The organism is Streptomyces cahuitamycinicus (assembly GCF_002891435.1).
Taxonomy (GTDB): domain Bacteria; phylum Actinomycetota; class Actinomycetes; order Streptomycetales; family Streptomycetaceae; genus Streptomyces; species Streptomyces cahuitamycinicus.
Genome location: NZ_POUC01000018.1, coordinates 1 through 25,348, shown reverse-complemented (window position 1 = coordinate 25,348; position 25,348 = coordinate 1). Strand labels below are relative to the sequence as shown.

General features: G+C 70.0%; 21 protein-coding genes. 14 read left to right on the top strand and 7 right to left on the bottom strand.

Annotation, left to right across the window (positions count from 1 at the left end):
- The first annotated feature begins 10 nt into the window (after window positions 1-10).
- The 5 genes from pgeF (at window position 11) to C1J00_RS04630 (ending at window position 3,800) form a co-directional block, all read left to right on the top strand.
- Window positions 11-742: a peptidoglycan editing factor PgeF gene (gene pgeF, locus C1J00_RS04650; protein ID WP_102907746.1), complete on the top strand. Its 732-nt coding sequence runs from the start codon at window positions 11-13 to the stop codon at window positions 740-742.
- A gap of 6 nt (window positions 743-748) precedes the next feature.
- Window positions 749-1,468 carry a YggS family pyridoxal phosphate-dependent enzyme gene (locus tag C1J00_RS04645; RefSeq protein ID WP_102907745.1) on the top strand — a complete coding sequence of 240 codons (720 nt, stop codon included), beginning with the start codon at window positions 749-751 and terminating at the stop codon, window positions 1,466-1,468.
- Between the two features lie 129 nt (window positions 1,469-1,597).
- Window positions 1,598-2,239, top strand: coding sequence for a cell division protein SepF (locus tag C1J00_RS04640; protein ID WP_102907744.1), 642 nt, complete (start codon window positions 1,598-1,600; stop codon window positions 2,237-2,239).
- 60 nt (window positions 2,240-2,299) lie between these two features.
- On the top strand, window positions 2,300-2,587 hold the full coding sequence (locus C1J00_RS04635; RefSeq protein WP_062926337.1) for a YggT family protein: 288 nt from the start codon (window positions 2,300-2,302) through the stop codon (window positions 2,585-2,587).
- Window positions 2,588-2,642: 55 nt separating this feature from the next.
- A complete protein-coding gene (locus C1J00_RS04630; protein WP_102907743.1) occupies window positions 2,643-3,800 on the top strand; it encodes a DivIVA domain-containing protein in 1,158 nt (385 codons plus the stop codon).
- A gap of 184 nt (window positions 3,801-3,984) precedes the next feature.
- Here the strand turns inward: C1J00_RS04630 and ileS are convergent, their stop codons facing one another.
- Window positions 3,985-7,128 (bottom strand): isoleucine--tRNA ligase, encoded by a 3,144-nt coding sequence (gene ileS, locus C1J00_RS04625; protein WP_102907742.1) that lies wholly within the window; start codon window positions 7,126-7,128, stop codon window positions 3,985-3,987.
- A 600-nt stretch (window positions 7,129-7,728) separates the two neighbouring features.
- On the opposite strand from ileS, the gene C1J00_RS04615 reads away from it, so the two are divergent.
- From C1J00_RS04615 to C1J00_RS04590, 6 genes are all read left to right on the top strand, one after another.
- Window positions 7,729-9,087, top strand: coding sequence for a TraR/DksA family transcriptional regulator (locus C1J00_RS04615; RefSeq protein WP_245936197.1), 1,359 nt, complete (start codon window positions 7,729-7,731; stop codon window positions 9,085-9,087).
- A gap of 89 nt (window positions 9,088-9,176) precedes the next feature.
- Entirely contained in the window at window positions 9,177-9,782 is a 606-nt protein-coding gene (lspA, locus tag C1J00_RS04610) for a signal peptidase II (RefSeq protein ID WP_102907741.1), read from the top strand.
- A 43-nt stretch (window positions 9,783-9,825) separates the two neighbouring features.
- A complete protein-coding gene (locus C1J00_RS04605) occupies window positions 9,826-10,770 on the top strand; it encodes an RluA family pseudouridine synthase (RefSeq protein ID WP_102907740.1) in 945 nt (314 codons plus the stop codon).
- A complete protein-coding gene (locus tag C1J00_RS04600) occupies window positions 10,767-11,234 on the top strand; it encodes a GNAT family N-acetyltransferase (protein WP_102907739.1) in 468 nt (155 codons plus the stop codon). The genes C1J00_RS04605 and C1J00_RS04600 overlap by 4 nt, the downstream gene beginning before the upstream one ends.
- A gap of 95 nt (window positions 11,235-11,329) precedes the next feature.
- Window positions 11,330-12,916 carry a Na+/H+ antiporter gene (locus tag C1J00_RS04595; RefSeq protein ID WP_102907738.1) on the top strand — a complete coding sequence of 529 codons (1,587 nt, stop codon included), beginning with the start codon at window positions 11,330-11,332 and terminating at the stop codon, window positions 12,914-12,916.
- 63 nt (window positions 12,917-12,979) lie between these two features.
- Window positions 12,980-13,720 carry an SDR family NAD(P)-dependent oxidoreductase gene (locus tag C1J00_RS04590; RefSeq protein WP_102907737.1) on the top strand — a complete coding sequence of 247 codons (741 nt, stop codon included), beginning with the start codon at window positions 12,980-12,982 and terminating at the stop codon, window positions 13,718-13,720.
- Between the two features lie 66 nt (window positions 13,721-13,786).
- On the opposite strand, the gene C1J00_RS04585 is transcribed toward C1J00_RS04590, so the two are convergent.
- The gene (locus C1J00_RS04585) at window positions 13,787-14,926 is read right to left on the bottom strand and encodes a mechanosensitive ion channel family protein (RefSeq protein WP_102907736.1); all 1,140 of its coding nucleotides are present in this window, start codon (window positions 14,924-14,926) and stop codon (window positions 13,787-13,789) included.
- A gap of 107 nt (window positions 14,927-15,033) precedes the next feature.
- Here C1J00_RS04585 and C1J00_RS04580 point away from each other — a divergent pair, with 107 nt between their 5' ends.
- Window positions 15,034-15,603 carry a dienelactone hydrolase family protein gene (locus C1J00_RS04580; RefSeq protein ID WP_102907759.1) on the top strand — a complete coding sequence of 190 codons (570 nt, stop codon included), beginning with the start codon at window positions 15,034-15,036 and terminating at the stop codon, window positions 15,601-15,603.
- A 6-nt stretch (window positions 15,604-15,609) separates the two neighbouring features.
- Here the strand turns inward: C1J00_RS04580 and C1J00_RS04575 are convergent, their stop codons facing one another.
- The 4 genes from C1J00_RS04575 to C1J00_RS04560 all read right to left on the bottom strand — a co-directional run bounded on the left by C1J00_RS04575 (window position 15,610) and on the right by C1J00_RS04560 (window position 20,419).
- The gene (locus tag C1J00_RS04575) at window positions 15,610-17,280 is read right to left on the bottom strand and encodes an alkaline phosphatase D family protein (protein ID WP_102907735.1); all 1,671 of its coding nucleotides are present in this window, start codon (window positions 17,278-17,280) and stop codon (window positions 15,610-15,612) included.
- A gap of 92 nt (window positions 17,281-17,372) precedes the next feature.
- Window positions 17,373-18,182 (bottom strand): thioredoxin domain-containing protein, encoded by an 810-nt coding sequence (locus C1J00_RS04570; RefSeq protein WP_102907734.1) that lies wholly within the window; start codon window positions 18,180-18,182, stop codon window positions 17,373-17,375.
- A gap of 111 nt (window positions 18,183-18,293) precedes the next feature.
- Window positions 18,294-18,986, bottom strand: a complete 693-nt coding sequence (locus tag C1J00_RS04565; RefSeq protein ID WP_102907733.1) for a hypothetical protein — start codon at window positions 18,984-18,986, stop codon at window positions 18,294-18,296.
- Between the two features lie 92 nt (window positions 18,987-19,078).
- Window positions 19,079-20,419 carry a DUF2252 domain-containing protein gene (locus C1J00_RS04560; protein WP_102907732.1) on the bottom strand — a complete coding sequence of 447 codons (1,341 nt, stop codon included), beginning with the start codon at window positions 20,417-20,419 and terminating at the stop codon, window positions 19,079-19,081.
- A 215-nt stretch (window positions 20,420-20,634) separates the two neighbouring features.
- Between C1J00_RS04560 and dnaE the strand changes: the two genes are divergently transcribed.
- Window positions 20,635-24,174 carry a DNA polymerase III subunit alpha gene (gene dnaE / locus C1J00_RS04555; RefSeq protein ID WP_102907731.1) on the top strand — a complete coding sequence of 1,180 codons (3,540 nt, stop codon included), beginning with the start codon at window positions 20,635-20,637 and terminating at the stop codon, window positions 24,172-24,174.
- A 132-nt stretch (window positions 24,175-24,306) separates the two neighbouring features.
- Here dnaE and C1J00_RS45030 read toward each other — a convergent pair whose 3' ends face one another.
- Complete coding sequence (locus tag C1J00_RS45030; RefSeq protein ID WP_180989403.1) at window positions 24,307-24,474, bottom strand: hypothetical protein; 168 nt, start codon at window positions 24,472-24,474, stop codon at window positions 24,307-24,309.
- A gap of 221 nt (window positions 24,475-24,695) precedes the next feature.
- Here C1J00_RS45030 and C1J00_RS04550 point away from each other — a divergent pair.
- Window positions 24,696-25,348: NYN domain-containing protein (locus tag C1J00_RS04550; RefSeq protein ID WP_146046133.1), on the top strand; the 653-nt coding region annotated here is incomplete at its 3' end.

Below are 25,348 nucleotides of genomic sequence, written 5' to 3'. Positions count from 1 at the left end.
TCCTTCAGTCGTGATAGGACAGCGCGAAAGCGCGAGCGGCGCGCACTTCGGCTTCACCGACCGGTGGGGCGGGGTGAGCGCCGCTCCGTATGAGGAGCTCAACCTCGGCGGAGCGGTCGGTGACGACCCCGACGCCGTACGCACCAACCGGGACCTGGCCGCCAAGTCCCTCGGCATCGAGCCGAAGGGGGTGGTCTGGATGAACCAGGTGCACGGGGCCGACGTCGCGGTGGTGGACGGGCCGTGGGGATCCTCGGCCCCGGTCCCGTCGGTCGACGCGGTCGTCACCACGCGCCGGGGGCTCGCCCTCGCCGTACTCACCGCCGACTGCGTGCCGGTGCTGCTGGCCGACCCGGTCGCCGGTGTCGCCGCCGCGGCACACGCGGGCCGGCCCGGCATGATCGCCGGAGTGGTCCCGGCCGTGCTGCGCGCGATGACGGACCTGGGTGCCGAGCCCTCCCGGATCGTGGCCCGCACCGGGCCCACCGTCTGCGGCCGGTGTTACGAAGTGCCCGAGGCGATGCGCGCCGAGGTGTCCGCCGTCGAGCCGGCGGCGTACGCCGAGACGAGTTGGGGTACACCGGCGGTCGACGTGACTGCCGGAGTGCACGCCCAGCTGGATCGGCTCGGGGTGCGCGACCGGGAGCAGTCGCCGGTGTGCACGCTGGAGTCGCGCGATCACTTCTCGTACCGCCGCGACCGCACCACCGGTCGGCTCGCGGGTTATGTGTGGCTGGACTGACAGGACATGACGGACCGTAGGGACGAACTCGCCGCGAACCTGGCGAAAGTGGAACGGCGCATCGCCGACGCGTGCGCCGCAGCGGGGCGTGCGCGCGACGAGGTGACCCTCATCGTGGTCACCAAGACCTATCCCGCGAGCGATGTGCGGATCCTCGCCGAACTCGGCGTGCGGCACGTCGCAGAGAACCGTGACCAGGACGCGGCCCCGAAGGCCGAGGCCTGCTCGGATCTGCCCCTCACATGGCACTTCGTGGGGCAACTCCAGACCAACAAGGTGCGATCGGTGGTCGGTTACGCGGATTTCGTGCAGTCCGTCGACCGTTCCAGGCTCGTCTCCGCCCTGTCGAAGGAGGCGGTCCGGGCCGGGCGTGAACTGGGATGTCTCCTCCAGGTCGCACTCGACGCCGACGAGAGCGGCCGGGGCGAGCGGGGCGGGATCGGGCCCGGCGGAATCGGGGAGTTGGCCGATCTCGTGGCCGGGGCCCCGGGGCTCCGGCTCGACGGACTGATGACCGTGGCGCCGCTCACGGGCGAGTACGCGGGACGCGAACAAGCGGCCTTCGAGCGGCTGATGGTTTTGTCGACCGACCTGCGCCGGAGTCATCAGGCTGCCACCATGGTCTCGGCAGGGATGAGTACGGACCTCGAACAGGCCGTGTCGGCCGGAGCGACACATGTGCGCGTCGGCAGTGCGGTACTCGGAGTCCGCCCCAGGCTCGGGTAACGTCGCCAAGAAGTCGGACCACAGCAGAAAATATGGTCATTGCCGCCGATAGGCGGATTCAAGGACCACGTGGATCGCGGGCACTTGGCAGTCGTCAGCCGATCCACCACAGAGCGGAGGACTCAGAGCATGGCCGGCGCGATGCGCAAGATGGCGGTCTACCTCGGCCTCGTGGAGGACGATGGGTACGACGGCCGCGGATTCGACCCCGACGACGACTTCGAACCCGAGCTGGACCCGGAGCCCGAGCGGGACCACCGACGGCACGAGCCGTCCCACCAGCCGCACGTCTCACATCAGCCCCAAAGGGACGAAGAGGTACGAGTCGTACAGCCGCCCGCGCCCCGCGAACCGGCCGCCCGCTCCGCTTCGCTCCCCGCGGAATCCAGCCGTCCGGCGCGCATCGCGCCCGTGGCATCCATCACACAAGAACGCGCAAGTCTGGAGAAGAACGCACCGGTGATCATGCCCAAGGTCGTGTCGGAACGAGAGCCGTACCGGATCACCACGCTTCACCCACGGACCTACAACGAGGCCCGTACCATCGGGGAACACTTCCGTGAAGGCACCCCGGTGATCATGAATCTGACTGAGATGGATGACACAGATGCAAAGCGACTTGTCGACTTTGCGGCCGGTCTGGTGTTTGGTCTTCACGGCAGCATCGAGCGGGTGACGCAGAAGGTGTTCCTGTTGTCGCCTGCTAACGTCGATGTCACAGCGGAGGACAAGGCCCGCATCGCAGAGGGCGGGTTCTTCAACCAGAGCTGAGACGCACCACCGGAAACAGCAGTACCGAGCAGGGCACAGGGGAGAGGGAAGCAAGAGGTCATGAGCGTGGTTCTGGATGTCGTCTACATCGCGCTGATGTGCTTCCTCATCGTGCTCATCTTCCGGTTGGTCATGGACTATGTCTTCCAGTTCGCCCGCTCATGGCAACCCGGCAAGGCGATGGTGGTCGTTCTGGAGGCCACCTACACTGTCACTGATCCACCGCTCAAGCTTCTGCGGCGGGTCATTCCGCCGCTGCGTCTCGGGGGCGTGGCGCTCGACCTGTCCTTCTTCGTGCTGATGATCATCGTCTACATCCTGATCACGCTTGTGCGGAACGCGATGTGAACGATGTGAGAGATGCGGTCTTGCCGAATGCCGACGACTACGTTGAGGTGAAGAGATGCCGTTGACCCCCGAGGACGTGCGGAACAAGCAGTTCACGACCGTCCGCCTCCGAGAAGGCTATGACGAGGACGAGGTCGATGCCTTCCTCGATGAGGTCGAAGCCGAACTGACCCGCCTGCTCCGTGAGAACGAGGACCTGCGCGCCAAACTGGCCGCGGCCACTCGCGCTGCTGCGCAGAACCAGCAGAACATGCGCAAGCCTCCGGAGCCGCAGCAGGATCAGCAGCAGCAACACCAGCAGCAACACCAGCAGCAACAGCAACAGCAGCAGCAGGGTATGCGCGGTCCGGGTGGTCCTGTCCCCGCCGGCATATCGGGCCCGCCGCAGCAGCAGATGGGTGGCCCCATGGGTGGTCCGCCCCAGCTGCCGAGCGGTGCCCCGCAGCTGCCCGCCGGTCCCGGCGGTCAGGGTGGACCCCAGGGTCCCGGCCCGATGGGCCAGGGTCCGGGTCCGATGGGCCAGCCCCCGATGCAGCAGCAGATGGGCGGCCCCATGGGCGGCCCCGGCCCGATGGGCGGTCCGATGGGCGGCCCCGGTCAGGGAGGCCCCGGTGGCGACAGCGCCGCCCGTGTCCTCTCGCTGGCCCAGCAGACCGCCGACCAGGCGATCGCCGAGGCTCGTTCCGAGGCCAACAAGATCGTCGGCGAGGCGCGTTCGCGTGCCGAGGGTCTGGAGCGTGACGCCCGTGCCAAGGCCGACGCCCTGGAGCGGGACGCGCAGGAGAAGCACCGCGTCGCGATGGGCTCCCTGGAGTCCGCCCGCGCCACGCTGGAGCGCAAGGTCGAGGACCTGCGCGGCTTCGAGCGCGAGTACCGCACGCGCCTGAAGTCGTACCTGGAGTCGCAGCTGCGTCAGCTGGAGACCCAGGCCGACGACTCGCTGGCCCCGCCGCGCACTCCGGCGACCGCGTCCCTCCCGCCGTCCTCGGCGCCCTCCATGGCTCCGGCCGGCGCGAGCGCACCGTCCTACGGCGGCGGCAACCCGACGATGGGCGGCGGTCCCGCACCGGCTGCTCCGTCCTACGGCGGTCAGCAGCAGATGTCGCCGGCGATGACCCAGCCGATGGCGCCGGTACGCCCGCAGGGCCCGTCGCCGATGGGCCAGGCGCCCTCGCCCATGCGGGGCTTCCTGATCGACGAGGATGACAACTGACGGCCTGATGGCCAGTAGTACGGCATAGACGTCGGCAGCGTTCAGGGCGGGCCCCGGGTGTGAACCCGGGGCCCGCCCTTTTGCCACGCGCGTTCGTGTCCGCGTAGCCATGTTCGTGCGTACGCAACGCCGAAGGCCCGGTCCCGCCGAGATCTTTGGCGGGACCGGGCCTTCGGCCTGTGGGCTACGCCTTGCGCAGGCGGAACGTGAGGGTGAGGCCCTCGTCCGTGAACGGGTCGCCGTAGCCGGCGTCCGCCTCGCCCTGACCGAAGTCGGTTGCCAGAACCTCGTCGGCGATCAGGCCTGCGTGGTCGGTCAGGGCCGCCACCGTCGCCTGGTCCGTGGCCGTCCAGCGCAGTGCGATGCGGTCGGCCACGTCGAGGCCGCTGTTCTTGCGGGCCTCCTGGATCAGGCGGATCGCGTCACGGGCCAGTCCCGCACGGCGGAGCTCCTCGGTGATCTCCAGGTCCAGTGCGACCGTCGCGCCCGAGTCGGAGGCCACCGACCAGCCTTCACGGGGGGTCTCCGTGATGATGACCTCGTCGGGTGCCAGCGTGATGGTCTCACCGTCGACCTCGACCGACGCCGTGCCCTCGCGCAGGGCAAGCGACAGGGCGGCGGCGTCCGCGTTCGCGACGGCCTTGGCCACGTCCTGGACGCGCTTGCCGAACCGCTTGCCCAGGGCGCGGAAGTTGGCCTTCGCGGTGGTGTCGACCAGGCTGCCGCCGACCTCGCTCAGGGTCGCCAGGGACTCGACGTTCAGCTCCTCCGTGATCTGCGCGCGCAGTTCGGAGTCCAGCGTCTCGAAGCCCGTCGCCGCGATCAGCGCGCGGGACAGCGGCTGGCGCGTCTTGACGCCCGACTCCGCGCGCGTGGCACGGCCCAGCTCCACGAGCCGGCGCACCAGCACCATCTGCTTCGACAGCTCCGGGTCGATGGCGGTGAGGTCCGCCTCCGGCCAGGTGGACAGGTGGACCGACTCCGGAGCGCCCGGGGTGACCGGGACGATCAGGTCCTGCCAGACCCGCTCGGTGATGAACGGCGTCAGCGGGGACATCAGCTGCGTGACCGTCTCGACGACCTCGTGCAGCGTGCGCAGCGCCGCCTTGTCGCCCTGCCAGAAGCGGCGACGCGAGCGGCGCACGTACCAGTTCGACAGGTCGTCGACGAACGCGGACAGCAGCTTGCCGGCGCGCTGGGTGTCGTAGGCGTCCAGCGCCTGGGTGGCCTGGTCGGTGAGGGCGTGCAGTTCGGACAGCAGCCAGCGGTCCAGGACCGGGCGGTCGGCCGGGGCCGGGTCGGCCTCGGACGGGGCCCAGTTCGACGTTCGGGCGTACAGGGCCTGGAAGGCGACCGTGTTCCAGTACGTCAGGAGTGTCTTGCGGACGACCTCCTGGATGGTGCCGTGGCCCACGCGCCGGGCCGCCCACGGGGAGCCGCCGGCCGCCATGAACCAGCGCACCGCGTCGGCGCCGTGGCGGTCCATGAGCGGGATCGGGTCCAGGGTGTTGCCCAGGTGCTTGGACATCTTGCGGCCGTCCTCGGCGAGGATGTGGCCGAGGCAGACGACGTTCTCGTAGGACGACTTGTCGAAGACGAGCGTGCCGACCGCCATCAGCGTGTAGAACCAGCCGCGGGTCTGGTCGATGGCCTCGCAGATGAACTGCGCCGGGTAGCGGGCCTCGAACAGCTCTTTGTTCTTGTACGGGTAGCCCCACTGCGCGAACGGCATCGAACCCGAGTCGTACCAGGCGTCGATCACCTCCGGGACGCGCGTGGCCGTCTTTCCGCAGCCGCCCTGCGGGCAGGCGAAGGTGACGTCGTCGATGAACGGGCGGTGCGGGTCCAGGCCCGACTGGTCCGTGCCGGTCAGCTCGGTCAGCTCCGCGAGGGATCCCGCGCAGGTGAGGTGGTCGTCCTCGCAGCGCCAGATGGGCAGCGGGGTGCCCCAGTAGCGGTTGCGGGACAGGGCCCAGTCGATGTTGTTGTTCAGCCAGTCGCCGTACCGGCCGTTCTTGACCGTGTCCGGGAACCAGTTGGTGCCCTCGTTCTCCGCGAGGAGGCGGTCCTTGACCTCGGTGGTGCGGATGTACCAGGAGGGCTGCGCGTAGTAGAGCAGCGCGGTGTGGCAGCGCCAGCAGTGCGGGTAGCTGTGCTCGTACGGGATGTGCTTGAAGAGCCGGCCGCGCTGCTGGAGGTCCTCGGTGAGCTTTTCGTCGGCCTTCTTGAAGAAGACGCCGCCGACCAGCGGGACGTCCTCCTCGAAGGTGCCGTCCGGGCGGACGGGGTTCACGACCGGCAGGCCGTAGGCGCGGCAGACCTTGAGGTCGTCCTCACCGAAGGCGGGGGACTGGTGGACCAGACCCGTGCCGTCCTCGGTGGTGACGTACTCGGCGTTGACGACGAAGTGCGCCGGCTCCGGGAACTCCACCAGCTCGAAGGGGCGCTGGTACGTCCAGCGCTCCATCTCGGCGCCCGTGAAGGTCTCACCGGTGGTCTCCCAGCCCTCGCCGAGGGCCTTGGCGACGAGCGGCTCGGCGACCACGAGCTTCTCCTCGCCGTCGGTCGCGACGACATAGGTGACCTCGGGATGCGCGGCGACCGCCGTGTTGGAGACCAGGGTCCAGGGCGTGGTCGTCCACACCAGGAGCGCGGCCTCGCCGGCCAGCGGGCCGGAGGTGAGGGGGAAGCGGACGAACACCGACGGGTCGACGACCGTCTCGTAGCCCTGCGCCAGCTCGTGGTCGGACAGGCCCGTCCCACAGCGGGGGCACCAGGGGGCGACACGGTGGTCCTGGACGAGCAGGCCCTTGTCGAAGATCTCCTTCAGCGACCACCAGACCGACTCGATGTACTCGGGGTCCATCGTGCGGTACGGGTCCTGAAGGTCGGTCCAGTAGCCCATGCGGGTCGTGAGCTCTTCGAAGGCGTCCGTGTGCCGGGTCACCGACTCGCGGCACTTCTCGTTGAACTCCGCGATGCCGTACGCCTCGATGTCCTGCTTGCCGGAGAAGCCGAGCTCCTTCTCGACGGCGAGCTCCACCGGGAGGCCGTGGCAGTCCCAGCCGGCCTTACGGGCCACGTGGTAGCCGCGCATGGTGCGGAAGCGGGGGAAGACGTCCTTGAAGACGCGTGCTTCGATGTGGTGGGCACCCGGCATGCCGTTGGCGGTGGGCGGGCCCTCGTAGAACACCCATTCGGGGCGGCCCTCGGACTGCTCCAGGCTCTTGGCGAAGATCTTCTGCTCACGCCAGAAGTCGAGCACGGCGTGCTCGAGGGCGGGCAGGTCGACCTGGGCGGGCACCTGGCGGTACGTCGGCGATGTCATCAGCGGGCTTCCTCCGGCGGACTTGCTGCCTTCCGTCCGGAGGGACGAGAGCTACGTCTGCCTGCGCCGCCTTCGGCGCGCTCCCGCGGTACCACCCTCCTTGGCCCTCCGGCACGGGGTGTGCGCCGGTTGGCCCCCTCATTGGGGTCGCGATGCCGGGTCTACTGGCCGCATTCTCGCTGCGGCGTTCTTCCGGCGGCTCCGGGGTGATCTTCACGTCGCGCCGGCCCCCGGGCTTCCACCGTCCCCGGGTCGCTCTGGGCTGCGTACGCCGCTACTCGTCCCCATCCACGCTTTTTCGCTCCGACCAGTGTACGGCGCCGCGCGGGCGGCGGCCGACCGGTTTTCCGGGCCGCCGGGTGCCGGGGAGTGCGAAATGGGTTTGATGACCTTAATGGGGTGGTATAGGTGTTCGGATCCTGGGACGTCCGGCTCAGCGGATTACCGGGCGGGGAGCTGGGCACAACGGATGCAGGTTCGCCGCGGCGTGCGCGAGGCGGGCGAATCGGGCGGTGTGCCCCGTTGCCGCGGGACTCGAGTCGATTTATCGTCCCAGCACGATTCGCGAGCAAGATCACAATATGTGAAGGGGCCGCGGCCATGGTGGCGAAGAAGACCGCCGTACAGCAGCCGGCGTCCGGCAGATCCGCGGAGGCCTCAGGCGGCGCGGCCAAGGACGTGGGCGGGAAGAAGTCCACGCAGGGGGGCTCGGCGAGGCGGGCGGCGAAGGAGGACCGGGGCAAGACGGTCGAGGGCACGACGGCGGCCGAGAAGAAGACGGCGACCGGGAAGGCCGCGGCCAAGGGGGCCGCGAGCGAGGAGCCCGCGGCCGAGCCGGCGGCAGGGAAGGCACAGGCCAAGGCGTCGGCGGACGAGGTACCGGCCGAGGCACCGGCCAAGACACCACGCCCCCGGGCGTCGGCCAAGGCATCGGCGGTGAAGGCACCGGCCAAGACGGCGCGGGCCAAGGTGCCGGCGGACGGGGCATCGGCGGAGATGGAGTCGGCCGAGGCACCGGCGGAGAGAGCACCGGCCGAGAAGGAGGCAGGGAAGAGGGCGGCAGCCGGGAAGACCGCCTCGGCCGGGAAGGCGGCGGCCGGGAAGACCGCCTCGGCCGGGAAGGCCGCAGCCGGAAAGACCGCCTCGGCCGGGAAGGCGACAGCCGCGAAGATCGCCTCGGCCGGGAAAGCCACCACCGGGAAGACCGACGCCGGGAAGACCGCCCGCGCCGGGAAGAGCGCCGTCGGTAAGGCGACGGGCGCGACGGGCGACAAAGCGGTGGGCGTCAAGAAGGCCGCCCCCGAGAAGCCCGCCGCGAAGAAGGCCCCGGCCAAGAAGGCCGCCGGAGGCAAGAGCACCACCAGGACCGCCGCCGGGAAGGGCGCTGCCCGGACCGGCGCGGTCACACAGGACACGGCCGCGAGCAGCACGGCCAAGAAAGCGGGTGCGGCCGAGGCCGCCCAGCAGACGGGAGCGACGACGGTGGTTGCGAAGAAGACTCCTGGCACGGCCACGGCGGCGAAGACCGCCGTTCCGAAGGCACGGATCGCCGCGGCGGAGCCCGGTGAGCTCGCGGTACGCCCGGGCGAGGACCCCTGGACGGCGGAGGAGGTCGAGGAAGCGCGGTCCGAGCTGACGTCCGAGGAGATCCGGCTGCGCGAGGAGATCTCCTCGTCGGAGCGGTCGCTCGCCGGTCTGATGCGGGACTCCGGGGACGGCGCCGGCGACGACCAGGCGGACACCGGCACCAAGAACATCACCCGCGAGCACGAGCTGGCCCTCGCCGCCAACGCGCGGGAGATGCTCCTCCAGACCGAGCGTGCCCTGGAACGCCTGCACGCGGGCACCTACGGCCTGTGCGAGAACTGCGGAAACGCCATCGGCAAGGCACGCATGCAGGCCTTCCCCCGGGCCACGCTCTGCGTGGAGTGCAAGCAGAAGCAGGAGCGCCGGTACTGACCGGCCGCGGAATGTCTCCTGAGCACGTGGGACGTACGGGGTGTGCCGTACCCTCGTCCTCAGTCAGGCACCTAGGTTGAGGGACTCACGTGGCAGAGGCGGAGCGCATCATCGGTACGCCGGACACACCGGACGCGGCCGGGGGCGGCAAGGAGCGGCCCGACTCCGAAGGCACCCCGCCCGGCGAGTCCGGTGCCGGGCAGCCCCGGGGCCGGCGCCGGATCGCGGTGCTGTTCGCCGTCGCCTCGTTCGCGTACGCCCTCGACCTGATCAGCAAGATGATCGTGGTGGCCAAGCTGGAGCACCACCCGCCCATCGAGATCGTCGGCGACTGGCTGAGGTTCGAGGCGATCCGCAACGCGGGCGCGGCCTTCGGCTTCGGTGAGGCCTTCACCGTGATCTTCACCATGATCGCGGCGGCGGTGATCGTGGTGATCGCCCGTCTCGCCCGCAAGCTCTACAGCCTGCCCTGGGCGATCGCGCTCGGTCTGCTGCTCGGCGGTGCGCTGGGCAACCTCACCGACCGGATCTTCCGGGCGCCGGGCGTCTTCGAGGGCGCGGTCGTGGACTTCATCGCGCCCAAGCACTTCGCCGTCTTCAACCTGGCCGACTCGGCGATCGTGTGCGGCGGCATCCTGATCGTGCTGCTGTCGTTCAGGGGCCTCGACCCCGACGGGACCGTCCACAAGGACTGAGCGCGCGTGCAGCCCCGACGGAGCCGTCCGGCATACTCGACGGGTGAGCACGCTTCCCGAGATCCGTAACCTGCCCGTGCCCGACGGCCTGGAGGGCGAGCGCGTCGACGCCGCCATCTCCCGCATGTTCGGCTTCTCCCGTACCAAGGCGGCCGAGCTCGCCGCCGCGGGGAAGGTCACGGTCGACGGATCGGTGGTCGGCAAGTCGGAGCGCGTGCACGGCGGCGCCTGGCTGGAGGTCGAGATGCCGCAGGCGCCCGCGCCGGTACAGGTCGTCGCCGAGCCGGTCGAGGGTATGGAGATCGTGCACGACGACGATGACGTGGTCGTGATCGTCAAGCCCGTCGGGGTCGCCGCGCACCCGTCGCCGGGCTGGACGGGGCCGACCGTCATCGGGGGCCTGGCCGCCGCCGGGTACCGGATCTCCACCTCCGGCGCCGCCGAGCGCCAGGGCATCGTGCACCGGCTCGACGTGGGCACCTCGGGGCTGATGGTCGTCGCCAAGTCGGAGCGCGCCTACACCTCGCTGAAGCGCCAGTTCAAGGAGCGCACGGTCGACAAGCGGTACCACACGCTCGTCCAGGGCCACCCCGACCCGACGAGCGGCACCATCGACGCGCCCATCGGCCGGCACCCGCAGCACGACTACAAGTGGGCGGTCACCGCCGAGGGCAAGGCGTCCGTCACGCACTACGACCTCATCGAGGCCTTCCGTGCGGCGTCGCTCCTCGATGTGAAGCTGGAGACCGGCCGCACGCACCAGATCCGCGTCCACATGGCCGCCCACCGGCACCCCTGCGTCGGCGACCTCACCTATGGCGCCGACCCGACGCTCGCCAAGCGCCTGGGCCTGACCCGCCAGTGGCTGCACGCGGTGCGGCTCGGGTTCGAGCACCCTGGGGACGGGCAGTGGGCGGAGTTCTCCTGCGACTACCCGGAGGACCTGCAGAAGGCCCTGGAGCAGGTCCGCGAGGAGACGTACGCGTGAGCACCCCGTACGTCGTGCGGGTCGCCGAGGACCCGGCAGATCGTGAAGCGTGCTTCGCGGTGCGCAAGGAGGTCTTCGTCGGCGAGCAAGGCGTGCCGGAGGACCTCGAGTACGACGCCTACGACGCCGGCGCGGTCCATGTGCTGGCGGTCCGGGAGGACGGCGTGCCGCTCGGGACGGGGCGGCTGCTGCACGGGGAGGCGGCCGTGGCGCAGACCGGCGCCGGCCCGTCGGTGGGTTCCCTCGGCCGGCTCGCCGTGACGAGACCCGCGCGCGGGCTCGGTGTCGGTGCCGCCCTGGTGCGGGCCGTCGAGGACGCGGCACGCTCACGGGGGCTCGCGGCCGTGGACCTGCACGCGCAGACGCACGCGCTCGGCTTCTACGAGCGGCTCGGCTATGAGCCGTACGGGCCCGAGTACTTGGAGGCGGGCCTTCCGCACCAGGCGATGCGGCGTTCCCTCTAGTCTCCCGTGGCCGGCGCCGAAACGGTTTGTCATGGGAGTTGCGTGGCAGGCTTGAAGTCAGTCGTGTGACCACTTGACCTCCCGGAGCGCTGACCGTGGATCAGTTGGCCCTGCTGTTCGTGCTGCTGCTCGGGGCCGTGATCAGTGTCCCGCTGGGCGACCGGTTCAAGGTGCCGGCGCCGGTACTGATGACGCTTCTGGGGATCGTTCTCGCTCTGCTGCCGTTCGTACCGAACGTCGACATCGCGCCGGACCTGATCCTGCCGCTGCTGCTGCCGCCCCTGCTGTACGCCGCCGTGCGGCGCACGTCCTGGCGGCAGTTCGCGGCGAACAAGAGGCCGATCTTCCTGCTGGCCGTGGCGCTGGTGTTCGTCACCATGGCCTGCGTGGCGGCCGTCGCCGACGCGATCGTGCCGGGGCTGCCGCTCGCCGCGGCGTTCGCGCTGGGCGCGCTGGTGGCGCCGCCGGACCCGGTCGCGGCGACCGCCGTCGCCGGACAGCTGGGACTGCCGCGCCGGCTGGTGTCGATCCTTGAGGGCGAGGGCCTGTTCAACGACGTGACGGCCATCGTCCTCTACCACGTGGCGATCGCCGCCGCCGTCAGCGGGACGTTCTCGCCCTGGGAGGCCGGGCTCGATCTGGTGCTGTCCGCCGTGGTGGCGGTGGCCGTGGGCCTCGCGCTGGGCTGGGGCGCGAACAAGCTGATGGAAGTGCTCGGCGACGCCACCCTGCAGGTCGGCCTGACCCTGCTGGTGCCGTACGCCGCGTACGTCATGGCCGAGGAGCTGCACGGGTCCGGCGTGCTCGCCGTGCTCACCACCGCGCTGTTCCTCGCGGAGTACGGCTCGGACGCCGACGACGTCATGACACGGCTGGCCGGACACACGTTCTGGAACGTCGTCGACACGCTCGTCACCGGCGTCGCGTTCGGGCTGGTCGGTCTCGAGCTGCACAACGCGATCCGCACGGCCTCCGGGCGGTGGGGCGAGCTGCTGGGGTGGGCGGCGGTCGTGGTGGTCGTCGTCGTGTTCGCCCGGCTGCTGTGGCTGCTGCCGGCGACCTGGCTGACCAAACGGCTGCACGCCCGGCGGGACTACGACGAGGACATCCCGGTGAGCTGGCGCGAGACCGTGGTGATGTGGTGGTCGGGGATGCGCGGGGTGGCCTCGGTGGCGCTGGTGCTGGCCATTCCGCTGGAGACCGATGCGGGCGCGCCGTTCCCCAGCCGGGACGAGATCATCTTCATCGCGTTCGGGGTGATCATGGCGACGCTGGTGCTGCAGGGCCTGACGCTGCCGTGGCTGGTGCGGCGGCTCGGGGTGAAGGCCGACACGGACCGGGAGAAGGAACTCGCGAAGGCGCTGGCGATCCGGGCGGCCAAGGCGGCGAAGCAGCGGCTGCGGGAGATCGAGGACAACGAGGAGCTGCCGGAGGAACTCTCCGAGCAGATGCTGCGGCGGGCCTACGACATCGGGGTGCGGATCAGTCCCGAACTGGCGGAGGACGAGCGGCGGGAGGCGTACCGGGAGGGCACCCGGCGGGTGAAGCGGTTGAGGCGCATCCAGCAGGAGATGCTGAGCGCGGCGCGGCACGAGGTGCTGGCGGCGCGCAGCGAGCCCGGGGCGGATCCCGAGGTGGTCGACCGGGTTCTGCGGCACCTCGACGTCCGTAGCCTGCGGTGAGTCACCGGCCGCTGCGGCTGCCGGTTTGACGGTGGGCGGCCGGGGAGCCGTAGGGTCGGCCGTATGGCACGGAATGTGGTAATCAGTGGTGGAGGAACCGGAATTGGGCTCGCGGCGGCCCGGGTGTTCGCCGCGGACGGGGATCGGGTGCTGCTGCTCGGGCGGCGGGCCGACGTGCTGGAGCGGGCCGAGGTGCCCGGCGCGCTGACGTACGCCGCCGATCTCGCCGAGCCGGAGGACGTGCGCGGTGTCGCCGCCTTCGTGGAACGGGAGCTGGGGGCTGTGGACGTGCTCGTGCACAGCGCCGGGGGCAACGGGCTGCTCGAACCGGATGCCCCGGGGGACGATCCGCTCGCGGCCGTCGCACACACCTGGAGTGTGAACTTCCGGCTCAACACCCTGACGGCGGTCCTGCTCACCGAGGCGCTGAAGCCGCGGCTCGCCGAGCCCGGCGGACGGGTGCTGTTCCTCAGCTCCATCGCCGCCTACCGGGGGTCCGGGAGCGGGGCGTACGCGGCGGCCAAGGCGGGGCTGCATCCCTACGCCCACGATCTGGCCCGGGAGCTGGGGCCGCGCGGCATCACCGTGAACCTGGTGGCGCCCGGGTACATCGAGGACACCGAGTTCTTCGGGGACGCGATGGCCGGGGAACGGCGGGCGCGACTCATCGGTGAGACCTCGAACGGCCGGGCCGGCACCCCGGGGGACGTCGCCGAGACCCTGCACTGGCTGGCCTCCCCGGGCGCCGGGCACATCACCTCGCAGATCATCCAGGTCAACGGCGGCGCCGAGCGCGGCCACTGACCGGCGGAAGGAAAGGAGGGGCTCCCCACGCCGCGGGGAGCCCCTCCTTTCCTTCCGTGCGGGGGCTCAGCGCTCCGGCCGCCCCGAGTTGTGGTTGCCGTGGTAGCGGCGCTGCTGGGCCGGTACGCCGTCCGGGGACGAGCGGTGGCCGTTGCCGCTGTAGGGCGGCGGAAGGACCGCGTCGGCCGTGTTGACCCGGGGCAGGGCGTACGGGTGCTCGTCGGCCAGCCAGCCGATCATCTGCTCGCGGACGGTGACCCGCACCGTCCAGATGTCGTCCGCGTCCTTGGCCGTCACCAGGGCGCGCACCTGCATCGTGTTCGGAGTGGTGTCCGTGACCGACAGGTTGTAGGCGCGGCCGTCCCAGGCCGGGCACTCGCGCAGGATGTCGCGGAGCTTGTCGCGCATCGCCTCCACGGGGGCGGAGTGGTCGAGGTGCCAGAAGACGATGCCCGTCATCTGCGGGGTGCCGCGCGACCAGTTCTCGAACGGCTTGGACGTGAAGTACGACACCGGCATGGTGATGCGCCGCTCGTCCCAGGTACGGACGGTCAGGAAGGTCAGGGTGATCTCCTCGACCGTGCCCCACTCGCCGTCCACCACCACCGTGTCCCCGATGCGCACCATGTCGCCGAAGGCGATCTGGAACCCTGCGAACATATTGCTCAGCGTGGACTGCGCGGCCACACCGGCCACGATGCCGAGGATGCCGGCCGAGGCCAGCAGCGAGGCGCCCGCCGCCCGGAACGCCGGGAAGGTCAGCAGCATCGTCGCCGCGGCCACCACACCGACGACAGCGGACACCACCCGCATGATGAGCGTCACCTGGGTGCGCACCCGGCGGACCCTGGCCGGATCACGGTGGACCCGGGCGTTGGCGTACCGGCTGTACGACGTCTCGACGATCGCCGCCGCGATACGGATGACCAGCCAGGCGGCCGACCCGATCAGAATCAGGGTCAGCGTCCGGCCGACTCCGTCCGCGCGGCTCTCCAGCAGGTCCGCCTCGTCGTAGGACCCTCTCAGCAGGGCCGCGAAGAGGACGATCATGTAGGGGATACGGCCACGGCGGAGCAGACCCCACAGCGGGGTCTCGTGGTGCCGTTCGTCGGCCTTGCGCAGCAGGAAGTCGGTGGCCCAGCCGATCACCAGCGTGAGCACGACCGAGCCACCGACCACGATCAGCGGTCGTAGCAGGTTTTCCATGCCCCCGAACCTAACCGGCTCCCGGGGTGTATGAACATGTGACTTCCGCTGCGTGCTGGGTAGTGCCGGGGCCCGGGCTCGTCACACCCGGCTGGCACCATGGCCTCATGAACATCATGCTCTTTCACTCGACCTTCGGGCTGCGGCCCGCGGTGCTCCGGGCCGCTGACCGGCTGCGGTCGGCCGGACACGAGGTGTGGACGCCCGACCTCTTCGAGGGGCGCACCTTCGAGTCGGTCGAGGAGGGCATGGAGCACAAGGAGAAGATCGGCAAGGAGGAGCTGCTGAAGCGGGCCGTGCTGGCCGCCGCTCCCTACTCCGACCGCGGGTTGGTGTACGCCGGGTTCTCGCTCGGCGCCTCCGTCGCCCAGACCCTCGCCCTGGGCGACGACAAGGCGCGCGGCCTGCTGCTCCTGCACGGCACGTCGGACATCGCGCCGGACGTCACGGCCGAGGACCTGCCGGTCCAGCTGCACGTGGCCGAGCCGGACCCCTTCGAGACGGACGACTGGCTCAGCGCCTGGTACCTCCAGATGGGCCGCACCGGCGCCGACGTCGAGGTGTACCGGTACGCCGGGGCCGGCCACCTCTACACCGACCCCGACCTGCCGGACTACGACGAGGAGGCCGCCGAGGCCACCTGGCGGGTGGCGCTCGGCTTCCTCGAGACCCTGTAGCGGCGGTTACACCGGGTCGTAGGCACGCTCGACCTTCTGCGTTCCGCTGCGGGTGCGGTACGAGCGGGACCACTTGGCGGTCGCGTCGCGCTTCGTGCGGTCGGAGACGACGTAGTAGTCCATCTGCGCGCGCTCGGCCGTGATGTCCAGGACGCCGAAGCCGTGCCGGTCGGTGTCGACCCAGTGGACATGGCGGTTGGCGGCGCGGATGACCGGCGAGGCGACCGCGGAGACCGTGCCCTCCGGGACCTTGACGATGTCGTCGAGGTTGTCGGAGGTCACCGACGTGACGACGAACTCCGTGGCGGCCGACGGGGACAGCGGGTACGTACCGGCGTCCACCGGCACGTCGTTGGCCCAGGCCATGTGGATGTCGCCGGTGAGGAAGACCGTGTTGCGGATGGCGTTCGTCCGCAGGTGCGCCAGGATCTCGCGGCGGTCGTCGGTGTAGCCGTCCCACTGGTCGGTGTTGAGGGCGAGGCCCTCCTGCGGCAGGCCCAGCAGCTTGGCCAGCGGCTTGAGCAGTTCGGCGGAGAGCGAGCCGATGGCGAACGGCGAGATCATCACCGAGTTGCCGACCAGCCGCCAGGTGGTGTCGGACGACTTCAGCCCCGCCTTGAGCCAGTCGAGCTGGGCCCGGCCGGTGAGCGTGCGGTCCGGGTCGTCGACCTCGCCGTCGCCGACCGTGACCTGCTGGGAGCGGAACGAGCGCAGGTCCAGCAGTGAGAGGTCGGCCAGCTTGCCGAAGCGCAGCCGGCGGTAGGTGGTGCCCGCGGTCGCCGTGCGCACCGGCATCCACTCGAAGTAGGCCTGCTTGGCGGCGGCCTGACGGGCGGACCAGGTGCCCTCCGCGCCCTCCGTGTGGTTCTCCGCGCCGCCCGAGAAGGCGTCGTTGGCGAACTCGTGGTCGTCCCAGATCGCCACGACCGGGGCTGTGGCGTGCAGCGCCTGGAGGTCGGGGTCGGTCTTGTAACGGGCGTGCCGGGCGCGGTAGTCGGCGAGCGTGACGATCTCGTGGGCCGGGGTGTGCGGGCGGACGACCTTGCCGCGGGTGCCGTACTCGCCGGTGCCGTACTCGTAGATGTAGTCGCCGAGGTGCAGCCAGGCGTCCAGGTCGCCGCGGGCCGCGAGATGGCGGTACGAGGAGAACCAGCCCGCTTCCCAGTTGGCGCAGGAGACCACGCCGAAGCGCAGGCCCGGGACGGCGGCGTCGTGGGCCGGGGCGGTACGGGTGCGCGCGGCGGGGGAGTCGGTGCCGCCGGCGGAGAAGCGGAACCAGTAGCCGGTGCCCGGCCGCAGACCGCGGACGTCGGCCTTCACGGTGTGGTCGGAGGTGGCGGTGGCGGTGATCGAGCCCTTGGCGACGACGGTGGTGAACGCCTTGTCCTCGGCGACGATCCAGCTCACCTCGGTGTCCGGGCCGAGCCCGGAGCCGGGTATCGCCTCCGGTACCGGGGTGACACGGGTCCACAGCAGGATGCCGTCCGGCAACGGGTCGCCGGAGGCGACGCCGTGCAGGAAGCCGGGTGCCTGGTCGACGGCGCGCGCCGGCAGGGTTGCCGCCAGCGGGCCGGCCAGGACAGCGGTCGCCGCCGCGGCCTTGACGACCGTACGGCGGCGTGGGGTGAGGGAGTTGAGGCCCTCTGACGTATTCGATGATCTGTATCGACTGGTCACGACCGATCAGGTTACTGGTCGGTATGCGCCGGAGCGGGCGAACTCCGGAAGTTCGCCCGCTCTTCACATGCCGACCGGTGCCCGGCCTGCCGTCACTTCTTGAGGGCCTCGCCCACGACCCGGTTGAAGTCGGCCACCGTCATCAGCGGGCTGCCGCCGTTCAACTGCTTACCGTCCATGACGAAGGCAGGGGTGCCCTTCACGCCTTCCTTGTTGTCGTCGAAGGTCTTCGACATGGCCATCGCCCAGGCGTCGTAGGTTCCCTTCTCGACCGCGTCCTGGAACTTCTTGTTGCCCTTCAGCTCGGGGACGCTGTCCGCGACCTTGATGAGGTAGCTGTCGTCCTTGAACTTGTCGGTCGTCTCCTCCGGGTGGTACTTCGCCGAGTACAGCGCGGCCTTGTAGTCGAGGAAGGCCTTGTCGCTCACGTTCAGCGCGGCGCCCAGGGCGCTCAGCGCGTTCTTGGAGCCCTCGCCGTTGTCCTTGTTGTCGATGAAGGTGGCGCCGACGAACTGCATCTTGTACTTGCCGTCGTCGATGTCCTTCTTCACCGTCGGACCGACCGTCTGCTCGAACTGGGCGCAGATGGGACAGCGCGCGTCCTCATAGATCTTCAGCGTCTTCTTCGCCGAGTCCTTGCCGATGACGACCGTGGTGCCGTCGGTGCCCGTGGTGTTGGCCGGGGCGACGACCTTCTCGTCCTTGACCGCCTCCCAGTGGGTGGGCTTGTTGGCCTGGACGGCGGCGTAGCCGATGCCGCCGGCTATCGCCAGGACGCCGACGATCGAGCAGGCGACGATGACCTGCCGCTTGGTCTTCGCCCGCTTCGCCTCGCGCTCACGCTCGATGCGCAGCCGCTCGCGGGCCGCCGTCTTCGACGCCTGGCTGTTCCGCTTGCTCATGGTGGTTTCTCCGTGGGGACGCGCACACCTGTGTGTGCGGGAAACGTAGGGGGACTGCTGGTGCTCGAAGGGCCGCGGGGAGGCGCAGGAGCCTCCAGCGACGGGGGTGCCTTACGCGAAGGCGGGTGAGCACGGCGGTCCACGCCGCCCCAGGGAGTACGTGAGGATCCGGTCGCGGGCTGTGGGCGTGCGGTCGGCGGCACGCTCCAGGCGCCGTCCGGCCGGGGCCCGCTCCACCGCGACCGCGGCGACCGCCAGCAGCAGCGGCCGGAACGTCGTCGCCGTCACCGCCCGCAGCAGCTGGGCCAGGGCACGCTCGCCGCGGCGCAGCCAGACGGCGGCGATGAGCCCGACGCCGATGTGCGCGCCGAGCAGCAGCCAGGCGGTGACCGGTTCGGCATGGGCGACCGTGGCCGCCAGCCGGTCGGTGCCGGTGGCCCCGGCCATCCGGGCCAGAGGGGTGCCGACCTCTCCGCCGCCGCAGAGCACATCCAGGCCGACCGAGCGCAGTGGCCCGGTGACCGGACCGCCCGCGCGGCCGTAACAGGCGTGCTGACCGGTGGTGAACACCGTGTCGGCGGCCAGTTCCAGCGGGATCAGCAGGGCCGAGATCCTCCCGAAGGAGCGCTCCCGGCCCGCCAGGGCGAACGCGATCACGAACACGGCGGCGGCGACCGCGGCCACCGTGCCAACCGGCAGCGGAGCCTGGGACAGCAGTACGTGCGACGCGGTGCTGAGCGTCACGACCACGGCCGTGAACAGCGCCGCGCGTACGGCTCTGAGCTGGATCCCGGATATGTCCATAGCGAAAGGAGAGTCTGTCATGGGGACCGGTAAGGGACCCCTAAAGGATGCCTGTGAGTGAGCGGATGGCCAAAGCCCCGGCTCAGGGGTCCTTACAGGCCCGGGATCCGGCCGTTGCGGAACAGGTCCACGAAGGTCTGGTGGTCGGCACGCGCGCGGGCCCCGTAGCTGTGCGCGAAGTCGATCAGCATCGGCGCGAAGCCCTCCTCGTCGGCCGCGATCGCCGCGTCGATGGCCCGCTCCGTGGAGAACGGCACCAGGGACTCGCCGGACTGGTCGTCCGCCGCCGAGTGCATCGTGGCCGTCGCCCGGCCGAGGTCGGCCACCACCTGGGCGATCTCCTCCGGGTCGTCGATGTCGCCCCAGTCGAGGTCCACCGCGTACGGCGAGACCTCGGCGACCAGCTGGCCCGCGCCGTCCAGCTCGGTCCAGCCCAGCCACGGGTCGGCGTGCGCCTGCAGGGCGCGCTGGGAGATGACCGTGCGGTGCCCCTCGTGCTGGAAGTAGCCGCGGATCGCCTGGTCCGTGATGTGCCGGGAGACGGCCGGGGTCTGGGCCTGCTTGATGTAGATCACGACATCGTTCTCCAGGGCGTCGCTGTGCCCCTCCAGCAGGATGTTGTACGACGGCAGCCCCGCCGAGCCGATGCCGATGCCGCGCCGCCCGACGACGTCCTTCACACGGTAGGAGTCCGGGCGGGCCAGGGAGCTGTCAGGGAGCGTCTCCAGGTAGCCGTCGAAGGCGGCGAGGACCTTGTAGCGCGTGGCCGCGTCCAGCTCGACCGAGCCGCCTCCCGGGGCGAAGCGGCGCTCGAAGTCGCGGATCTCCGTCATCGAGTCCAGCAGGCCGAAGCGGGTCAGCGAGCGGGCGTCACGCAACGCGTCCAGCAGCGGGCCCTGCGCGGTGTCCAGCGTGAACGGCGGCACCTCGTCGCTCTTCGCGCCCGTCGCCAGGGCGTGGATCCGCTCCCGGTACGCGCCCGCGTACACCCGCACCAGCTCGGTGATCTGCTCGTCGGCGAGGGCCTTCGCGTACCCGATGAGGGCGACGGAGGCGGCGAAGCGCTTCAGGTCCCAGGTGAAGGGGCCGACGTAGGCCTCGTCGAAGTCGTTGACATTGAAGATCAGGCGGCCGTTGGCGTCCATGTACGTGCCGAAGTTCTCCGCGTGCAGGTCGCCGTGGATCCACACGCGCGAGGTGCGCTCGTCCAGGTACGGGCCGCCCCGCTTCGACCCGAACTGATCAGACATGGTGAGGTCGTGGTAGAACAGCCCGGCCGTGCCCCGGTAGAAGGCGAAGGCCGAGGCGGCCATCTTGCGGAACTTGACGCGGAACGCGGCCGGGTCGGCGGCCAGCAGCTGCCCGAAGGCGGTGTCGATGACGGCGAGGATCTCCTCACCGCGGTGCTCGTCGTCGAGCGGCGGGAACGACATCGCTGGGTGCCTCCTGGTGCATACGTTCGGGGCGGCAGGTCCGCCCTCTGCCTAACGTGCGGCGGCCCGCGGGAGTGCCCGCGAAGCCTCGCACGAAGGTACGCGGGTCGGCCCTCCAGGTGTCAGTGCCGAGGCATAGACTTCGACGCTGTCCCCCAGACTCTCCGCAGCCTGCCGGACCCCGTCCGACCCCGTTCCCCCTGGAGGCCGCAGCCGTGTCAAAGCCGCCGTTCACGCACCTGCACGTCCACACCCAGTACTCGCTGCTGGACGGTGCCGCGCGGCTGAAGGACATGTTCAACGCGTGCAACGAGATGGGCATGACGCACATCGCCATGTCCGACCACGGCAACCTCCACGGCGCCTACGACTTCTTCCACACCGCCCAGAAGTCCGGAGTGACCCCGATCATCGGGATCGAGGCCTATGTCGCCCCCGAGTCCCGGCGCAACAAGCGCAAGATCCAGTGGGGCCAGCCGCACCAGAAGCGGGACGACGTCTCCGGCTCCGGCGGTTACACCCACAAGACGATGTGGGCCGTGAACTCGACCGGCCTGCACAACCTCTTCCGGCTGTCCTCCGACGCGTACGCCGAGGGCTGGCTGCAGAAGTGGCCCCGGATGGACAAGGAGACCATCGCGAAGTGGTCCGAGGGGATCGTCGCCTCCACCGGCTGCCCCTCCGGCGAGGTCCAGACCCGGCTGCGCCTCGGCCACTTCGACGAGGCCCTCAAGGCCGCCGCCGACTACCAGGACATCTTCGGCAAGGACCGCTACTTCCTGGAGCTGATGGACCACGGCATCGAGATCGAGCACCGGGTCCGCGACGGCCTGCTGGAGATCGGCAAGAAGCTCGGCATCCCCCCGCTGGTCACCAACGACTCGCACTACACGTACGCGCACGAGTCGGTCGCCCACGACGCCCTGCTGTGCATCCAGACCGGCAAGAACCTCTCCGACCCCGACCGCTTCAGGTTCGACGGCACCGGCTACTACCTCAAGTCCACCGACGAGATGTACGCCATCGACTCCTCGGACGCCTGGCAGGAGGGCTGCGCCAACACCCGCCTGATCGCCGAGATGGTCGACACCACGGGCATGTTCGAGAAGCGCGACCTGATGCCCAAGTTCGACATCCCCGAGGGCTACACCGAGGTCAGCTGGTTCCGCGAGGAGACCCTGCGCGGCATGAACCGCCGCTTCCCGGACGGCATCCCGGACGACCGCATGAAGCAGGTCGAGTACGAGATGGACACCATCATCTCGATGGGCTTCCCGGGCTACTTCCTCGTGGTCGCCGACTTCATCATGTGGGCCAAGAAGCAGGGCATCGCGGTCGGCCCCGGCCGGGGCTCCGCGGCCGGCTCGATCGTCGCCTACGCCCTCGGCATCACGGACCTCGACCCGATCCCGCACGGCCTGATCTTCGAGCGGTTCCTCAACCCCGAGCGCATCTCCATGCCCGATGTCGACATCGACTTCGACGAGCGCCGGCGCGTCGAGGTGATCCGCTACGTGACGGAGAAGTACGGCGCCGACAAGGTCGCCATGATCGGCACGTACGGCACCATCAAGGCCAAGAACGCGATCAAGGACTCGGCGCGCGTGCTGGGCTACCCCTACGCGATGGGCGACCGCCTCACCAAGGCCATGCCCGCCGACGTCCTGGGCAAGGGCATCAACCTCGACGGCATCACCAACCCCGAGCACCCCCGCTACTCGGAGGCCGGCGAGATCCGGGCGATGTACGAGAACGAGCCGGACGTGAAGAAGGTCATCGACACCGCCAAGGGCGTCGAGGGCCTGGTCCGGCAGATGGGCGTGCACGCCGCCGGCGTGATCATGTCCAGCGAGACCATCACCGACCACGTCCCCGTCTGGGTCAGGCACACGGACAAGGTCACCATCACCCAGTGGGACTACCCGAGCTGTGAGTCGCTCGGCCTGCTGAAGATGGACTTCCTGGGCCTGCGCAACCTGACGATCATGGACGACGCCGTCAAGATGGTGAAGTCCAACAAGGGGATCGACATCGATCTCCTGAGCCTCCCGCTCGACGACCCCACGACCTTCGAACTGCTCCAGCGCGGCGACACCCTCGGCGTCTTCCAGTTCGACGGCGGCCCCATGCGCTCCCTGCTCCGGCTGATGAAGCCGGACAACTTCGAAGACATCTCCGCCGTGTCGGCCCTGTACCGCCCGGGCCCGATGGGCATGAACTCCCACACGAACTACGCCCTGCGCAAGAACGGGCAGCAGGACATCACACCGATCCACCCCGAGCTGGAGGAGCCGCTCAGGGAGGTCCTGGACGTCACCCACGGCCTGATCGTCTACCAGGAGCAGGTGCAGAAGGCCGCCCAGATCATCGCCGGCTACTCCCTCGGCGAGGCCGACATCCTCCGCCGCGTGATGGGCAAGAAGAAGCCCGAGGAGCTCGCGAAGAACTTCGTCCTCTTCCAGGCGGGCGCCCGCAAGAAGGGCTTCAGCGACGAGGCCATCCAGGCCCTGTGGGACGTGCTGGTCCCCTTCGCCGGCTACGCGTTCAACAAGGCGCACTCCGCCGCGTACGGACTGGTCTCGTACTGGACGGCGTACCTCAAGGCGAACCACCCCGCCGAGTACATGGCCGCGCTCCTCACATCAGTGAAGGACGACAAGGACAAGTCGGCCGTCTACCTCAACGAGTGCCGCCGCATGGGCATCAAGGTGCTCCCGCCGGACGTCAACGAGTCGATGGCCAACTTCGCGGCCCAGGGCGACGACGTGATCCTCTTCGGCCTCTCCGCCGTCCGCAACGTCGGTACGAACGTGGTCGAGTCGATCATCAGGTGCCGCAAGGCCAAGGGGAAGTACGTCTCCTTCCCGGACTACCTCGACAAGGTGGAGGCGGTGGTCTGCAACAAGCGCACCACCGAATCCCTGATCAAGGCCGGCGCCTTCGACGCCATGGGCCACACCCGCAAGGGCCTCACCGCGCACTACGAGCCGATGATCGACAACGTGGTCGCGGTCAAGCGCAAGGAGGCCGAGGGCCAGTTCGACCTCTTCGGCGGCATGGGCGAGGCCGAGACCAGCGAGCCGGGGTTCGGGCTCGACGTGGACTTCTCCCCGGACGAGTGGGACAAGACCTATCTGCTCGCCCAGGAGCGGGAGATGCTCGGTCTGTACGTCTCCGACCACCCGCTGTTCGGCCTGGAGCACATCCTGTCGGACAAGGCCGACGCGGGCATCTCCCAGCTGACCGGGGGCGAGCACTCCGACGGCGCGGTCGTCACCATCGGCGGCATCATCTCGGGCCTGCAGCGCAAGATGACCAAGCAGGGCAACGCCTGGGCCATCGCCACCGTCGAGGACCTCGCCGGCTCGATCGAGTGCATGTTCTTCCCGGCGACCTATCAGCTCGTCTCGACCCAACTCGTCGAGGACGCCGTGGTGTTCGTCAAGGGCCGCCTCGACAAGCGCGAGGACATCCCGCGGCTCGTCGCGATGGAGCTGATGGTGCCGGACCTGTCGAACGCGGGCACCAACGCGCCCGTGGTCCTCACCATCCCGGCCACCAGGGTCACTCCGCCGCTGGTCAGCCGCCTCGGCGAGGTCCTCAGTCACCACAAGGGCGACAGCGAGGTCCGGATCAAGCTCCAGGGACCGACCAAGACGACCGTGCTGCGGCTGGACCGGCACCGGGTGAAGCCGGACCCGGCGCTCTTCGGTGACCTGAAGGTGCTGCTCGGACCGTCCTGCCTGGCCGGATGACCGTCCCGCCTGGCCGGGTGGCCGTCCTGCCCGGCCGGGCGACGCACGGCACTTGATGCGCTTGAGGGGCGTACCCGTCACCGGGTACGCCCCTCGTGCATGTGCGTGGGCTCAACAGCCGTCACGCAGATGTCAGTTGTGGCCGAAGCTGCGCTTTCGCTTGCCGGACGGCGCCATCTCGCCGGGGGTCACCTCGACCTCGGGCTGGGGCTCCGTCTGCGAGGCGGGGTTGCGGTCCGCCCGCTGACCACGCTCGGTCGGACGCTGCTGCTTACGGTCACGGTTCTTGTTCTTGGCCATGGTGATGCCTCCTGTGGGGGACTAGGGGCCAGGGCCGGGACCAGATTCACACAGGCCGACAACGATCGCATGTCGGACAATTACCGTGTGTGACAGGGCTGGTCGGAGCGGCCCGTCCCGAAACGCCACGCCGAAGATCGAGTTCCGGCCGTTAACCTTCGCGCCGTCGGGCAGACTCGAAGCAAGCCCGAAGCAAACCTCCTGGGAAGAGGGTGAGTCGCGTGGACCGCTGCATCGTCCTGGTGGACGCTGGGTATCTGCTGGGAGCCGCGGCGAGTCTCCTCGCCGGGGAGCCCTCGCGGTCCCGGATCACCGTCGACCACGCCGCCCTCATCCAGGGGCTTCGTGAGCGCGCCGAATCCGACACACAGCAGCCACTGCTGCGTATCTACTGGTTCGACGGCGCCCCCGACCGCGTCCCGCAGCCCGAGCACCGCAGACTGCGCGTGATGCCCCGGGTCACCGTCCGGCTCGGCGCCCTGACCCGCAGCGACGGCCGCTGGGCGCAGAAGGGCGTGGACGCGGCGATGCACGCCGAGCTGACCGAACTGGCCCGCAACCGCGCCTGCTCCGACGTCGTCCTCGTCACCGGCGACGGCGACCTGCTGCCCGGCATGATGGCCGCCAAGGAGCACGGCGTCGCCGTCCACCTGTGGGCCGTCCAGGCCGCCGACGGCGACTACAACCAGTCCGAGGACCTGGTCGCCGAGGCCGACGAGCGGCGCGTGCTGGACCGCACCTGGATCACCAAGGCCGTCCGCGCCAAGGACTACGCCGGGGCGTGCGCGCCGCAGCCCGCGCCCCGGCCCGAGATCGCCGCGATCCTCTCCGCACCGCTGCCCGAGTCCGCTCTCGGCGCCGCGACCGACCGGCC